The organism is Stenotrophomonas sp. GD03777 (assembly GCF_029842485.1).
Taxonomy (GTDB): Bacteria; Pseudomonadota; Gammaproteobacteria; order Xanthomonadales; family Xanthomonadaceae; genus Stenotrophomonas; species Stenotrophomonas sepilia.
In genome coordinates, this window is sequence record NZ_JAOCGL010000099.1 from 1 (window position 1) to 14,094 (window position 14,094).

The 14,094-nt window shown below is 66.6% G+C and carries 13 protein-coding genes; 4 read left to right on the forward strand and 9 right to left on the reverse strand.

Annotated elements, in window-relative coordinates:
• The 4 genes from N5E02_RS16980 to N5E02_RS16995 form a co-directional block, all read right to left on the reverse strand.
• A partial coding sequence (locus N5E02_RS16980) for an SPOR domain-containing protein (RefSeq protein ID WP_279946528.1) occupies positions 1–700 on the reverse strand: 700 nt, incomplete at its 3' end.
• Positions 701–780: 80 nt separating this feature from the next.
• Positions 781–2,052 (reverse strand): bifunctional tetrahydrofolate synthase/dihydrofolate synthase, encoded by a 1,272-nt coding sequence (gene folC, locus N5E02_RS16985; RefSeq protein ID WP_139726769.1) that lies wholly within the window; start codon positions 2,050–2,052, stop codon positions 781–783.
• Between the two features lie 41 nt (positions 2,053–2,093).
• Entirely contained in the window at positions 2,094–2,738 is a 645-nt protein-coding gene (locus tag N5E02_RS16990) for a histidine phosphatase family protein (RefSeq protein WP_005415444.1), read from the reverse strand.
• Positions 2,739–2,938: 200 nt separating this feature from the next.
• Complete coding sequence (locus N5E02_RS16995; RefSeq protein WP_053500141.1) at positions 2,939–5,101, reverse strand: S46 family peptidase; 2,163 nt, start codon at positions 5,099–5,101, stop codon at positions 2,939–2,941.
• Between the two features lie 399 nt (positions 5,102–5,500).
• Here N5E02_RS16995 and tdh point away from each other — a divergent pair, with 399 nt between their 5' ends.
• Entirely contained in the window at positions 5,501–6,523 is a 1,023-nt protein-coding gene (tdh, locus tag N5E02_RS17000) for an L-threonine 3-dehydrogenase (RefSeq protein WP_005415442.1), read from the forward strand.
• Between the two features lie 180 nt (positions 6,524–6,703).
• On the opposite strand, the gene N5E02_RS17005 is transcribed toward tdh, so the two are convergent.
• Positions 6,704–7,399, reverse strand: a complete 696-nt coding sequence (locus tag N5E02_RS17005) for a TorF family putative porin (RefSeq protein WP_164093295.1) — start codon at positions 7,397–7,399, stop codon at positions 6,704–6,706.
• A 205-nt stretch (positions 7,400–7,604) separates the two neighbouring features.
• On the opposite strand from N5E02_RS17005, the gene kbl reads away from it, so the two are divergent.
• On the forward strand, positions 7,605–8,813 hold the full coding sequence (kbl, locus tag N5E02_RS17010) for a glycine C-acetyltransferase (RefSeq protein WP_005415440.1): 1,209 nt from the start codon (positions 7,605–7,607) through the stop codon (positions 8,811–8,813).
• 89 nt (positions 8,814–8,902) lie between these two features.
• Here kbl and N5E02_RS17015 read toward each other — a convergent pair whose 3' ends face one another.
• From N5E02_RS17015 to N5E02_RS17030, 4 genes are all read right to left on the reverse strand, one after another.
• Positions 8,903–9,238, reverse strand: a complete 336-nt coding sequence (locus N5E02_RS17015; RefSeq protein WP_164093296.1) for a hypothetical protein — start codon at positions 9,236–9,238, stop codon at positions 8,903–8,905.
• 84 nt (positions 9,239–9,322) lie between these two features.
• Positions 9,323–10,129 carry a pseudouridine synthase gene (locus tag N5E02_RS17020; RefSeq protein ID WP_065179528.1) on the reverse strand — a complete coding sequence of 269 codons (807 nt, stop codon included), beginning with the start codon at positions 10,127–10,129 and terminating at the stop codon, positions 9,323–9,325.
• Positions 10,130–10,149: 20 nt separating this feature from the next.
• Positions 10,150–10,656: a hypothetical protein gene (locus N5E02_RS17025; protein WP_005408235.1), complete on the reverse strand. Its 507-nt coding sequence runs from the start codon at positions 10,654–10,656 to the stop codon at positions 10,150–10,152.
• Between the two features lie 218 nt (positions 10,657–10,874).
• Positions 10,875–11,966 carry an OmpA family protein gene (locus tag N5E02_RS17030; RefSeq protein ID WP_005415437.1) on the reverse strand — a complete coding sequence of 364 codons (1,092 nt, stop codon included), beginning with the start codon at positions 11,964–11,966 and terminating at the stop codon, positions 10,875–10,877.
• A gap of 357 nt (positions 11,967–12,323) precedes the next feature.
• Here N5E02_RS17030 and N5E02_RS17035 point away from each other — a divergent pair, with 357 nt between their 5' ends.
• Positions 12,324–13,343, forward strand: a complete 1,020-nt coding sequence (locus N5E02_RS17035; RefSeq protein ID WP_053501218.1) for a zinc-binding alcohol dehydrogenase family protein — start codon at positions 12,324–12,326, stop codon at positions 13,341–13,343.
• Between the two features lie 157 nt (positions 13,344–13,500).
• On the forward strand, positions 13,501–14,094 hold a 594-nt coding region (locus N5E02_RS17040; protein WP_279946529.1), incomplete at its 3' end, for a hypothetical protein.

Consider the following 14,094-nt stretch of genomic DNA (forward strand, 5'->3'; position numbering starts at 1 on the left):
GCGGCTCGGGCTTGGCCGCCGGAGTGGCCGTCGCAGTCGGCGTACTCGGCGGCAGGCTTTCGCTACGCACCGGGTTGCTGCTGGCGGACGGCGAGGTGGCTGCGGACGGGGTACTGGCGCTTGGCGTAGCCGGTGCCGGGGTAGCTGCCACCGGGGCGCTGCTGCCCGTAGCGGCATCCAGAGTGATCACTTCGGCCTTCACATCGGCGCGGATCTTCACCGCCTGCAGCCGGGCCGCCTCGGCCTGTGCACGGTCGGCATACGGCCCCACGCGCACACGCCATGCCTGACGGCCGTTGATGGTAGTCGCTTCTGCGAAGCCCGGCAGCTGCGAGCGCTGCAGGTAGGCGATCACGGCATCGGCGTCGGCCTTGCTGCCGTATGCGCCGAAAGTGACGGCGTAGTTGCCAGCGGCAACCGCCGGGGACGTGTCCACGGTCGGCGGCGTGGCCGGCGTGGCGGCCTCCTGCAGCGGCTTGGCCTGCCCGGTCTGCAGGCCGGTAGCCCCACCGGCCGGGGCCACCAGCGGCAGTTCACGGGTTTCGAACTGGCCATCGGCCGGTGCATCCGGCGCGGCGATCGGCACCGAGGCCACGCCGCTGTCCGGTGCAGGCCCCTTGACCAGCATCGGCAGGAAAATCACGGCCAGTGCAACCAGCACGATGGCACCAATCAGACGCTGTTTCAGAGGCGTATCCACGTGAGGCGGCAACTGTCCGGAGGTTGCGGTCGATTATACGGGTGCCGGACCGGACGGCGTCGGGATTGGCTGAACGTGGCTCAGGCGCTGCCCTGCAACCACTGCAACGCGGCGGCAGCGGTATGGAAGGAGCCAAACACCAGTACGCGGTCACCGCGCTCGGCCCGGGCCAGTACCTGCGCCAGCGCCTGTTCGACCGAAGCGGCCAGCTGCGCGCTGCCAGCAGCGGTCTCGGCCAGGCGCGCCTGCAACTGGGCGGCACTCTGGCCACGCGGGCCGTCCAGGCCGGCAAGGGTCCACTCGCCAACCACGCCCTGCAATGCCTGCACCACACCCGCCGCGTCCTTGTCCTGCAATGCGGCATACACCGCCAAGGTGCGCCCGGCCGACGCCTCGGCCTTCAGCGCGCGCGCCAGCTGGCCCGCCGCCTGCGGGTTATGCCCGACGTCGACGCGGATCTGCACACCGCCACGCTCGAACGCCTGCAGGCGGCCCGGAATGCGCGCCGCCGCGATACCGGCGGCCCACGCCGCGCGCGGCACCGGCTTGTCCAGCGCGCGCAGCGCGGCGATGGCCGCACCGGCATTGGCCAGCTGGATCGGGCCGGCCAGCGCCGGGGTCGGCAGCTCCATGCGCAGGCCGACGTCGCGCCAGCGCCAGCGCTGGGCGTCGATCGGCTCGTAGAAGTAATCGCTGCCGCCGCGGATCGCGTTGGCACCGACCAGGTAGGCACGCGCGAGCACGCTCGAGGGCGGGTCGGTCTCGCCCAGGATCACCGGCTTCCAGCCGCGGATGATGCCGGCCTTCTCGGTGCCGATCGCCTCGCGGTCCTCGCCCAGCCATTCGGCGTGGTCGATGTCCACGGTGGTGATCACCGCCACGTCGGCATCGACGATGTTGACCGCATCCAGGCGGCCGCCCAGGCCCACTTCCAGCACCGCCAGGTCCAGCCCGGCGTCGGCGAACAGCTGCAGCGCAGCCAGCGTGCCGTACTCGAAATAGGTCAGCGTGGTCTCGCCACGCGCGGCCTCGACCGCACTGAACGCAGCGACCAGCGCGGCATCGTCCACGTCCTGGCCGTCGATGCGCACGCGCTCGTTGTAGCGCAGCAGGTGCGGCGAGGTGTACGCGCCGACCTTCCAGCCGGCGGCACGTGCAATGGCTTCGATCAAGGCCACGGTGGAGCCCTTGCCGTTGGTGCCACCGACCACGATGGTGCGCTTGGCCGGCGCCCCCAGGCCCATCGCCGTGGCCACGGCGCGCACGCGCTCCAGGCCCATGTCGATGCTCGCCGGATGCTGGCGTTCAATGTAGTCCAGCCAGTCGGCCAGGGTGGTCGGGGTGTTCGTCACGGCAGCGGTTCCAGCAGAAGCAGTTGGTGCGAGGGGATCGATCAGAGTGCGCGGTGCTTGGCTTCGCCGAAGAACGGCGTGTGGTGGGCGCAGTCGTTCAGGCGCACCACTTCCAGGCTGTCAAGGTCGGCGCCTTCGAGCAGGTTGAGCGTGGTCGGTGCCTGGCGGAAGGTCCACAGGCGGGAGATCGGCAGGCCCAGCACCTTGCACAGGATCACGCGGTTCACCGCGTCATGGGCAACCACCAGCAGGGTGTCGTGCTCGCCGAGGCCGTCGGTGGCGCGGGCCAGGCCGCGCCAGCTGCGCTCCAGCACCAGGCGCAGCGATTCGCCGCCGGGCATCAGCACGGTATCCGGCTCCTCGCGCCAGGCCTGCAGGCGCGACGGATCCTTCTCGTGGATCTCGCTGGCCAGCAGCCCTTCCCATTCGCCGTGGGCGATTTCCTGCAGTTCCGGCTCGGTCAGCAGCATGTCGGCACGGGCGGCGCCAAGCGCCAGCTGCGCGGTGCGCTGCGCGCGCGACAGCGGCGAGGCGACGGCACGGGTGATGTCGACCGAGGCCAGGCGGGCACCCAGTGCCTGGGCCTGGGCTTCGCCGATCGGCGACAGCGGGATGTCGATCTGGCCCTGATAGCGGCCTTCGGCGTTCCACGGCGTTTCACCGTGGCGGGCAAGCAGGATGCGCATGCGTGCAAGGGGTCCTGGGGGGAGGAGGTTCCCGCGTTTCGTTCACATCCTGTGAAGTGCGCGGAACACGGATGATACCTGTTCGGCGCGCCGGGTCGGGGCGGGCATGAAAAAACCCCGCGACGTGGGTCGCGGGGTTTCGGAATTCCCGGCCATCGGGTCGGGTTTGCCGGCCAGCGGCCGGCACTACCGCAACCGGTTTATTTCGCCAGGTTCAGTTCCTTCAGCAGCTGCGGCGCCGGCGCCACTTCCTGCATGATCCACTGCATGTAGCGGCTGTCGACGGCGATCATGCGGGTCATCACCGGGTCGAACACCCAGTTGGAGCTGACCGATTCCCAGTTGCCATCGAATGCCAGGCCGACCAGCTTGCCGTTGGCGTCCAGCACCGGCGAACCCGAGTTGCCGCCGGTGATGTCCAGGTTGGACAGGAAGTTCACCGGCACCGAACCGATGCGCTTGTCTTCCAGGCCGCCATAACGCTTGGCCTTGACCGCGTCGAGCAGCGCCTTCGGCGAATCGAACGGATCTTCACCGGTTTCCTTCGCCGCCACGCCTTCCAGGGTGGTGAACGGGGTGTACTTCACGCCGTCCTTGCCGTAGCCCATGACGTTGCCGAAGGTGATGCGCAGCGACAGGTTGGCGTCCGGGTAGACGAACTCGCCCTGGCTCTTCTTGTAGTCGGCCACGGCCTGCAGGTACAGCGGACGCGCGGTCAGCGATTCACCTTCGCGGATCTTCTTCTGCTCTTCCTGCTTCAGCAGTGCCGGCATGACAGCCACGGCGTACTGGATGGCCGGATCGCTGCTGGCTTCGAATGCGGCACGGTCGGCCTTGAACCATTTCAGGCGTGCGTCCAGGCTGCCGAGCTCGGTGCCCGACAGCTTGCCCACCAGCGCCTTGACTGCGTTGGCATCGCTACCGGCCAGCCACTTGTTCAGCACTTCATTGTCGCGCTGCGCGGCCGGCAGGGCCACGTACTGCTCCAGCCAGTAGGCCTGCAGCTGCTGGTCCATCTTCGCCACATAGCGGCGGTCCATCTGCTTGAGGCCACCTTCGATGGTGGTCAGGTCGCGTTCCTGGTAACCGGCTTCGCGCTCGGCATCCGGCTTGCTGCGCTCGATCGACAGGCGGTACAGGGTGATTGCCGCACCAACGGCCGAGGTGTTGTTGAACTGCCCGACGAACAGGTCGCGCTCGCGGGTCGCCTTGCTGGTATCCAGGTGCTTGACCAGCTGCGCGTGCGCCGCCAGGGCCGGCTTGCCGGCGGCACCCTGCTTCTTCAGCCAGGCCAGCACGGCAGCTTCTTCAGCCTGCTTCTGGCCGGCGGCGTCGATGCGCTTGAAGCCTTCCAGCTGGCCCAGGTAGTTCTTGGCCACGTTGTTCATGCTGGCGGCGGTGGCGGCGTACTTCACCTTGACGTCGGCGTCGGCCTTGCCGGCGTCGGCGATCATCTTCAGCACGGCGTTGTAGTGCTTGGCGATGGTCGGGTAGGTGAAGCTGGCGGTTTCGTTGAACTCACCGGCCAGCGCGTAGCGGTTGGTGCGGCCCGGGTAGCCGGCCACCATCACGAAGTCGTCGGCGCCCAGCGGCTGGTCGGCGAACTTCAGGAAGTGCTTGGGCTGGTACGGCACGTTATCGGCGGCGAAGGCGGCCGGCTTGCCGTCCTTGCCGACGTAGGCGCGGTAGAACGAGAAATCGCCGGTGTGGCGCGGCCACATCCAGTTGTCGACGTCGCCGCCGAACTTGCCGACGCTGCCCGGGGGCGCGTAGACCAGGCGCACGTCCTTGATTTCCATATTGCGGAACAGGCGATAGGTGTTGCCGCCGGAGAAGCTGTACAGGCGGCAGCGGAAGCCGGCATCGGCTTCACAGGCGGCAACCTGGGCCTTGTCGAAGGCGTCCAGCGCGCGACTGCGGGCCAGCGGGTCGTTGCCGGCGGCGGCGATGGCGGCCTTGGCCTGGGCGGTGACGTCGGTGATCTGGTCGAGCACGAACACGCGGGCGTTCGGGCCGGCGCTCAGTTCGTCCTTCAGGGTCGGCGCGTTGAAGCCGTCCTTGATCAGGTTCTTCTGCGCGGTCGAATTCAGCTGGATGGCGCCATACGCGCAGTGGTGGTTGGTGACCACCAGGCCCTGCGGCGAGACGAAGCTGGCGGTGCAGCCCCCCAGCGCAACCACCGCACCCATCGGGTCACCGGTCAGGTCGGCCAGCTGCTCCGGGGACAGCTTCAGGCCGGCCTTCTGCAGCGGCCCGGCGATTTCCGGCAGCTGCTGCGGCACCCACATGCCTTCTGCGGCATGGGCGACCTGGACCAGCCCAAGGCTGGCGACGATGGAAAATGCAAGCAGGTTCGAGCGCATGGAGCGGCCCCTGGTAGTGGAACCCTCGATTGTAGCCCGCTGCCCTGCCCCGGCCCGAACCCCGGAAGTCATGGGCCTACTTCTTGCTCTGCCATGCGCACGTCGGCCGCGCACATGGAATCGTCCAGAGGGGGCGTGGTCACCCTGGCCGGGACCGTTGGCGCCATGGATGGCGCCATCGAGCACCATGGATGGGCTTTTGCGTGTCCCGGCCAGGGTGACCACGCCCCCTCCCCCGGAATCAAGGAGGCGCTGCTGTTTGCAGCACGTTCGAAACGCCCGCCGGCGCACGCCTTTCGTTCCGCCACCGCACCCGCAGCGCAACATGGGAAATCCGCGCGGCACCCTATAATCCGCGCTTTCCCCCTGATGAGTTCCACCCCGATGGCGCAGCAAACGATGAAGGCCCTGGTCAAGCGCGAAGCAGCCAAGGGCATCTGGATGGAAGAGGTTCCGGTGCCGACTCCGGGCCCCAACCAGGTGTTGATCAAGCTCGAGAAGACCGCGATCTGCGGTACCGACCTGCACATCTACCTGTGGGACGAGTGGAGCCAGCGCACGATCAAGCCGGGCCTGACCATCGGCCATGAATTTGTCGGCCGCATTGCCGAAATCGGCCCGGGCGTGACCGGCTACGAGATCGGCCAGCGCGTCTCGGCCGAAGGCCACATCGTCTGCGGCCACTGCCGCAACTGCCGCGGCGGCCGCCCGCACCTGTGCCCGAACACCGTCGGCATCGGCGTCAACGTCAATGGTGCCTTTGCCGAATACATGGTGATGCCGGCCAGCAACCTGTGGCCGATCCCGGACCAGATCCCGTCGGAGCTGGCCGCGTTCTTCGACCCGTACGGCAACGCAGCGCACTGCGCACTGGAATTCGACGTGATCGGTGAGGACGTGCTGATCACCGGCGCGGGCCCGATCGGTATCATCGCTGCCGGCATCTGCAAGCACATCGGTGCGCGCAACGTGGTGGTGACCGACGTCAACGACTTCCGCCTGAAGCTGGCCGCCGACATGGGCGCCACCCGGGTGGTCAACGTCGCCAACCAGTCGCTGAAGGACGTGATGAAGGAACTGCACATGGAGGGCTTCGATGTGGGCCTGGAAATGAGCGGCAACCCTCGTGCGTTCAACGACATGCTCGACTGCATGTACCACGGTGGCAAGATCGCCATGCTGGGCATCATGCCCAAGGGTGCCGGCTGCGACTGGGACAAGATCATCTTCAAGGGCCTGACCGTGCAGGGCATCTACGGCCGCAAGATGTACGAGACCTGGTACAAGATGACCCAGCTGGTGCTGTCCGGCTTCCCGCTCGGCAAGGTGATGACCCACCAGCTGCCGATCGACGACTTCCAGAAGGGTTTCGACCTGATGGAAGAAGGCAAGGCCGGCAAGGTCGTGCTCAGCTGGAATTGACCCGAAGGGTCAATTCCCCCGCATGTTTCCTTATCCCCGCGCCTTTGGCGCGCCCCCTTGAACAACAAGGGGGCTCTTCCCCAGATGGGATCAAGAACACTGCGGAATTGAAAAAGGCGCCCGATGGGCGCCTTTTTCGCAATGCGTGCCAGGCAAGCCTGGCACCTACCGAAGCAAGGGTTACTTGCCGACGGCCACGGTCAGCAGCACGCGGCTGTGTGCCAGCTTGCCGGAGTTGTCGCGGCCGTTGCCGTCGGTGCCGTAGTAGCCGAGGCCGACGTTGAACAGGCCGAACTGGCGTTCGACGCCGACGTTCCAGTCGGTGTAGTCCTTGGCGATGCCGTCCTCGAAGGTGCTGCGGCCGACGTTGGCATTCAGGGTGAAGTCCTTCGGCAGGCCCCAGCTGCCGCCCATGCCGAAGTACCAGCCATCGGTGCTGCTGTTCCAGACATCGTTGGTGTAGGCCACCGTCAGCTTGTAGGTCTCATCCAGCGTGGTGGTGGTCACCAGCTCGTTGTAGTTCTGGTTGCTGGCACCGATGTAGGTATAGCGGTTCAGCAGCACATCGAAGTTGACGCGCGGGGTGACGTCCACGCCGTAACCGATCTGGTAGTCGACCTCGGTGTTCGGGTCGCCCGGACCAAAGTCCACGCCCGACCCCCAGACACCGGCATACAGGCCTACCGGCGAGGTGTAGGTGAAACCGGCCTGCAGGGTCGGCTTTTCGTCGGTCTGCGAGACACCACGGAACAGGTAGTCCGACACGGCGGTGACGTTCCAGCTGTACGGCGATTCGTTTTCCTGGGCACTGGCGGCGAACGGGGCAGCCAGGGTCAAGGCAGCGGCAATGGCGAGGCAGGCACGGGCGTGCTTCATGAGCGTCTCCGGTGGGGGCGGTGGCGTGGAAGGCCGAGGGCGGGCGTATCGGCCGGAACGGGACAGCTCCGGTTCACGAATTTTTAACCACTTTGCTATTGCGATGCAACATGTGCCGGCCGTGGCGATGCCCCGCCCGGGCCGGTCGGCAAGCGGCGATGCCCGGTAGAATCAGCGGTTTCCCGTTCAGAGCCGCGCCCACGCCATGACCGACGCCTCCTCCGCCCTGACCCGCCACTACGCCGAGGAACTGGACGCCATCCGCGCCCAGGGCCTGTTCAAGTCCGAGCGGATCATCACCAGCCCGCAGTCTGCCGAGATCACTCTCGACGATGGCCGCAAGGTGCTGAACTTCTGCGCCAACAACTACCTGGGCCTGGCCGATCACCCGGACCTGATCCAGGCCGCCAAGGATGCGCTGGATACCCACGGCTTCGGCATGGCCTCGGTGCGCTTCATCTGCGGCACGCAGGACCTGCACAAGCAGCTGGAAAAGCAGATCGCCGACTTCTTCGGCAAGCAGGACACCATCCTGTACGCGGCCTGCTTCGACGCCAACGGCGGCCTGTTCGAGCCGCTGCTTGGCGAGAACGACGCGATCATTTCCGATGCACTGAACCATGCTTCGATCATCGACGGCGTGCGCCTGTGCAAGGCCAAGCGCTTCCGCTACGCCAACTGTGACATGGCCGATCTGGAAGCCCAGCTGCAGGCCGCCGATGCCGCCGGCTGCAAGACCAAGCTGATCACCACCGACGGCGTTTTCTCGATGGATGGCTTCATCGCGCCGCTGGACGAGATCACCGCGCTGGCAAAGAAGTACAACGCCCTGGTGCACATCGACGAATGCCACGCCACCGGCTTCCTTGGCGCCACCGGCCGCGGCTCGGCCGAAGTGAAGGGGGTGCTGGAGAAGATCGACATCATCACCGGCACTCTGGGCAAGGCCATGGGCGGCGCACTGGGCGGCTTCACCTGCGCCAGCGCCGAGGTGATCGAACTGCTGCGCCAGCGCTCGCGCCCGTACCTGTTCTCCAACTCGCTGCCGCCGCACGTGGTGGCCGCCGGCATCAAGGCGTTCGAAATGCTGGCTGCCGCTGACGACCTGCGCAGCACCCTAGCCGAGAACACCGCCTACTTCCGCGAGAAGATGACCGCCGCCGGTTTCGACGTGAAGCCGGGCGTGCATCCGATCAGCCCGGTGATGCTGTATGACGCACCGTTGGCGCAGAAGTTCGCCGAGCGCCTGCTGGAAGAAGGCATCTACGCGATCGGCTTCTTCTTCCCGGTGGTGCCCAAGGGCCAGGCCCGCATCCGTACCCAGATCAGCGCCGCGCACAGCCGCGAGCACCTGGACCGGGCGATTGATGCGTTCACCCGCATCGGTGTCGAACTGGGCGTGGTCAAGGGCTGATCACGGCCGGGGTCGGATCCCTTTCCGCAGGAAAGGGTTCTGACCCCGCACGGTCAAAGCGTGCCGACCGAGGTCGGCACCCACTGGCGTCACTTCTTTTTCTTCTTGCCCTTCGGCTCTTCCTTGCTGGCCACCACTACCGGCTTGGCGGCAGCGTCCTGGCCATTGCCCTTGGCAATGCGGATGCCGTTGGCCTTCATCCAGGCATCGAACTCATCGGCGGTCATCTTCTTGTCACCGTTGCTCATCAGGAAGCGGTAACTGCCGCGACCATCCAGCTCCGGGGTCTTCACTTCCACCACCGGGGTCTCGGCAGGCGTTTCCGCCTTGGCCACCTTCTTGTGGCCGCCGCAGGCGGCCAGCAGCACCATCGGCAGCAGCAGGCCTGCACAGCGCAGGGTTTGATTGAGGGTCGGGTGGTACATGGCAGGCTCCGTTCGGGAATGTCGACAGCCAGGCGCCCCCTACGCCTGGAACGGCGGCCGGCAACTGCCGGCCACGGGCGATGATCAGCCCGGTGCAGCGGCCCCCAGCCGCTGCTGGTCGCTGACCTGCAGAACCCGCCACTGGCCCTTGCCGAGATCGCCGAGCACCAGCCCACCGATCGCGACCCGGACCAGGCGCAGCACCTGCAGGTCGAAGGCCGCCAACAGGCGGCGGATATGGCGGTTGCGGCCCTCGTCGAGGACCACCTCCAGCCATGCGGTCTTGTCGCCACTGCGCAGTACGCGCACGGCACGGGCGGCGAGGAGCTCGCCCGCGTCTTCGACACCGGCGCGCAGCGCGGCCAGGGTGTCCTCATCGGGCAGACGATCCACCTGCACGTGATAGGTTTTCTGCGGGCCGGTCTCCGGATCGGTCAGGTGCGCCGCCCACTGCGGATCATTGCTGAACAACAGCAAGCCTTCGCTGGCCTTGTCCAGGCGCCCGACCGGCGCGATCCACGGCAGGCCGGCACCATCGAAGCAGCGATACACGGTGTCGCGACCACGCTCGTCCTGCGCCGTGGTGACCACCCCGCGCGGCTTGTTGAGCATCAGGTACAGGCGCTGCGGCGCCCCCATCGGCTGGCCGTCGACCTCGATCGGCGGGGGCGGACTGGCAATCGGGAACTCGGGATCACGAACGATGCGGCCGGACACGCGTACGCGGCCCTCGGCAATCCAGCGCGCGGCCTCGCTGCGCGAGCACACACCCGCCTTGGACAGCACGCGCGCCAGGCCATGGCGCACGCCACTGGAGACATTCGGAGTCGCACGCCCACGCGGTGCGCGGGAGCGGGAGGCGGGGGCGGCAGGTGGGCGGCGCGTGCGCAAGCCTCTGCTCCCCGCGGCGCTTACTTCTTGTCGACCGGCTTGGTCTCAGCCGGTGCTTCGGCCGGGGCCGGAGTGGCGGCCGGAGCCGGACGCGCCTTGACCACGCGAACGCCGCGCGCCTTCATCCAGGCGTCGAACTCTTCGGCGGTCATGCGCTTGCCGTTCTGGCTCATGTCGAAGCGCCAGGGCGTGTTGTCGAATTCGGTCTGCGGCTTGTAGGCCGCCGGATCGTTCGGCTTCACCGCCGGTGCGCTCGGAATGGCCTTGGCGATGTTCTGGCAGCCGTCGATGCGCAGGCGCTGCAGCACCTGGTCCAGCGACTGCGACGGATCGTAGTTGCTGCTCAGCACACCGGCCGGCATGCCCAGCTGGTTGCCACGGATGTACAGCTCGTCGGCCACTGGCGCGATGGTCGTGGCCGGCAACGGCAGCGGCGAGGCGCTGGTGTTAACCGAGCAATCGACCGCAGCGTGGGCGGCGGGAACCAGGGCCAGCGCCAGGACGGCGGCCGATGCAGAGCGCAGCATGAGGGGCATCCACGGAAGGAAGTGACGCGGCGAGTTTAGCAATGCCGCGTCAGCTTTCAAGCACCACTTTCAATGAATACGACAACTTATTGGTTTTACGGACAAAAGACCGACGAACGGTTGCCTTGCCGCGTCACAGGCGAGCGTCCTGCCCGCAGAAACAACAAGACCCGGCCGAAGCCGGGTCCTGCTGTGTCCTACGGGCAGAGCGTCAGAACTTAGTTCTGGACGTTCAGCTCGGTACGACGGTTCTTGGCGCGACCTTCCGGGTTGTCCGAACCATCCGGGTTGGTGTTCGGAGCAATCGGACGGCTCTCGCCGTAGCCGATCGGGCCGACCAGGCGACCGGCGTCAACGCCGTTCTTGGTCAGGTAGTTGTACACGGCGGTAGCACGACGCTCCGACAGCTTCTGGTTGTAAGCGTCGGTACCCTTCGAGTCGGTGTGACCGGCAACTTCAACGCGCAGATCCGGGTAACGCTTCAGGATCTCGGTGGCTTCGCTCAGGATCGCCACGGCGTCCGGACGCAGGTTCGACTTGTCGAAGTCGAAGTTGACGCCCTTCAGGTCGATGGAGACCGGAACCGGGCAACCGTCCGGACCGATGGTCTGACCCGGCTGCGAGTTCGGGCACTTGTCGTCGCAGTTGTTGACGCCGTCACCGTCGTCGTCCAGGTCGGCGCAGCTCGGGGCAACCGGAGCCGGAGCCGGAGCAGCCGCGACCGGAGCCGGGCCCAGCGGGATCACGACGCCGACCGAAGCCAGCACGTCGCCGAACCAGCTTTCGTCACGTGCGGCGATGCTCTGGTCGTCGAAGTCAGCGCGGTAGGCCACTTCGGCGCGGACAGCAACGCGCTTGTCGAAGGTGGTCTGCAGGCCGACGCCCAGCTTGGCAGCAACATTGCCGTCCTTACGCTGGCGCGGGCCGTTGTTGTCGAGCGCAGCGTACTCTTCTTCCGACTTCTGGTAGCCCAGGCCACCGACGATGTACGGGTTCCAGCCGCGGCCTTCCTTGATGAAGTGGCGACGCAGGTCCAGCGAGATGCCGTACTGCGACCAGTTCAGGTCCTGGTTGCTGTCGAAGTTCGGGTTCTGGTAGTTCAGCTCACCGTCCAGCGACCAGTTCGGGCTGATGAACTTACCCAGGCCCAGGGTCACGAACGGAGCGTCATTGGTCAGACGGTCGCTGTCCTGGAAGTTGAAGCCGGCCGAACCGGTCAGGTACCAGCGGTCATCGAACTCCTGCGCAGAAGCTGCCTGGGCGAAAGCCAGGCCGCCCAGCAGCGCGGCAGTAAGGATCTTCTTGTTCATTGAATACAGCTCCTATTTCGGGGGTATGAAACCGGTAGAGGCATGGGCCAGCACTAGTGCGTCGATGTTCGACAGCCGATTCAGCACGCCACCGCCGCGAACATTATGCTCAGGCGGGTGAAGGCCATGTTAACAGTCCCGTAACATGTGAAGTGTTGCGCCCGACCGTCCACCGGTCCGACGTTGAAACCCTATACAGGATGATGAAAATCCGCAAGACCCACACGCTGCAAGGGTTTGACGGGGTTTAGGTGCGAGAAGCGACATATTGCGCAACGTGCTGCATCACACGGTTCAGCGCGTCTGAGGAAACGTGAGGAACCTTATGATGGGATCACGAACCCAGCCGGAGTCGTGATGAAAGCCGTCGCCCTGAGTCGTGAATACGCGCCCGCCCTGCGTGATGTCCTCCTGCCACCGCCGCTGCCTCCTCGCGGCCGCGATCTGCTGGTGCGGATCGAAGCGGTTTCGGTCAACCCCGTCGATGGCAAGCAGCGGGCCGCCACCGATCCAGCCACCCTTGAGGTTCCCCGGGTGCTCGGCTGGGACGCAGCCGGCGTGGTCGAAGCCATCGGTGACGAGGCCAGCCTGTTCGCCTCCGGTGACGAGGTCTACTTCGCCGGTGACGTGACCCGACCGGGCTGCAACGCCCAGTACCAGTGGGTTGATGAGCGCCTGGTCGCCCGCAAGCCGACCACGCTCGATTTCGCTGAAGCGGCCGCGCTGCCGCTGACCACTCTCACAGCCTGGGAACTGCTGTTCCAGCGCATGCCGCTGCAGCTCGATGGCCGCCGTCACGTGGGCCAGCACCTGCTGGTGATCGGCGGCGCCGGCGGCGTCGGCTCGATGGCGATCCAGCTGGCGCGCCATGCCGGTTTCGAGGTGATCGCCACCGCCTCGCGCGAGGCCTCGATCGACTGGTGCCGACAGATGGGGGCCGCGCATGTGATCGACCATCGGCAGCCACTGCAGCCCCAGTTGCAGGCGCTGGGCATCGATGCGGTGCAGGTCGCGCTCAATCTGGCCGACACCGACCACTACTGGGATGAACTAGGCCAGCTGCTGGCACCGCAGGGCCACGTCGGCCTGATCGTCGAGCCGCGGGGTGCACTGCGCATCGGCGATCCCTACAAGGCCAAATGCATCGGCATCCACTGGGAATTCATGTTCGCGCGTTCGCGCTTCGCCACCGCCGACTGCATCGAACAGCACCGCATCCTCAGCCGTGCGGCCAGCATGATCGATGCCGGCCAGCTGCGCGGTACGCTCAATGAGACGCTGGGCACGATCAATGCGGCCAACCTGGACATCGCGCATCAGCGCCTGGCCAGCGGGCGCACGGTGGGCAAGCTGGCGCTGGTCGGCTGGGACGACTGACGCCGCGGTGCGGAGCCGATCAGGGGCTCGGCTCTACACCACAGCCTCTACGCGGGATCGACGCTACCTGTAGCGGCGGATTGGCCGGCATCTGTATCTATGGATGACGCAGAAACGGCGATACGGTGGAAACAGATCCCCGCCCCCCCGGACCGCCATGCCCACCGCCCTGCCCTTGCGCCTGCTGCAATTGATCACCGGCCTGTTCCTGTACGGCTTCGGCGCCTCGCTGATGATCCGCGCCGCCATCGGCGTGGCACCCTGGGATGTTCTGTCGCAGGGCATCGCCGCGCAGACGCCGCTGTCATTCGGCCTGGCAACCAATGCCATCGGTGCATTGGTGCTCCTGCTGTGGTGGCCCCTGCGGCAGAAGCCGGGCCTCGGCACCGTGCTCAACGTGATGCTGATCGGCCCCTCCGCACAGTTCGGGCTGTGGCTGCTGCCGCCGGCCGTCGGCCTTGGCTGGCAGGTGGCGATGTTCTGTGCCGGCATGCTGCTGGTGGCGCTGGCCACCGGCCTGTACATCGGTGCCCGCCTTGGCCCGGGGCCACGCGATGGCCTGATGACCGGTCTGCATGCCCGTACCGGCTGGCCGATCTGGAAGGTGCGCAGCCTGATCGAAGGCAGCGTACTGCTGCTGGGCTGGTGCCTGGGCGGCAATGTCGGCCTCGGCACCCTCGCCTTCGCCCTGCTGATCGGGCCGCTGTGCGGAGTGACGCTGGGCTGGTTCGGGATCGGTCGGCCTGCTCCG

Excerpts from the sequence above, each read along its gene's own strand:
- N5E02_RS16990 (WP_005415444.1), bottom strand. The coding sequence starts at position 2,738 with ATGCGCATCCTGCTTGCCCGCCACGGTGAAACGCCGTGGAACGCCGAA.
- N5E02_RS16995 (WP_053500141.1), bottom strand. The coding sequence starts at position 5,101 with ATGCGCTCGAACCTGCTTGCATTTTCCATCGTCGCCAGCCTTGGGCTG.
- tdh (WP_005415442.1), top strand. The coding sequence starts at position 5,501 with ATGAAGGCCCTGGTCAAGCGCGAAGCAGCCAAGGGCATCTGGATGGAA.
- N5E02_RS17005 (WP_164093295.1), bottom strand. The coding sequence starts at position 7,399 with ATGAAGCACGCCCGTGCCTGCCTCGCCATTGCCGCTGCCTTGACCCTG.
- kbl (WP_005415440.1), top strand. The coding sequence starts at position 7,605 with ATGACCGACGCCTCCTCCGCCCTGACCCGCCACTACGCCGAGGAACTG.
- N5E02_RS17015 (WP_164093296.1), bottom strand. The coding sequence starts at position 9,238 with ATGTACCACCCGACCCTCAATCAAACCCTGCGCTGTGCAGGCCTGCTG.
- N5E02_RS17025 (WP_005408235.1), bottom strand. The coding sequence starts at position 10,656 with ATGCTGCGCTCTGCATCGGCCGCCGTCCTGGCGCTGGCCCTGGTTCCC.
- N5E02_RS17030 (WP_005415437.1), bottom strand. The coding sequence starts at position 11,966 with ATGAACAAGAAGATCCTTACTGCCGCGCTGCTGGGCGGCCTGGCTTTC.
- N5E02_RS17035 (WP_053501218.1), top strand. The coding sequence starts at position 12,324 with ATGAAAGCCGTCGCCCTGAGTCGTGAATACGCGCCCGCCCTGCGTGAT.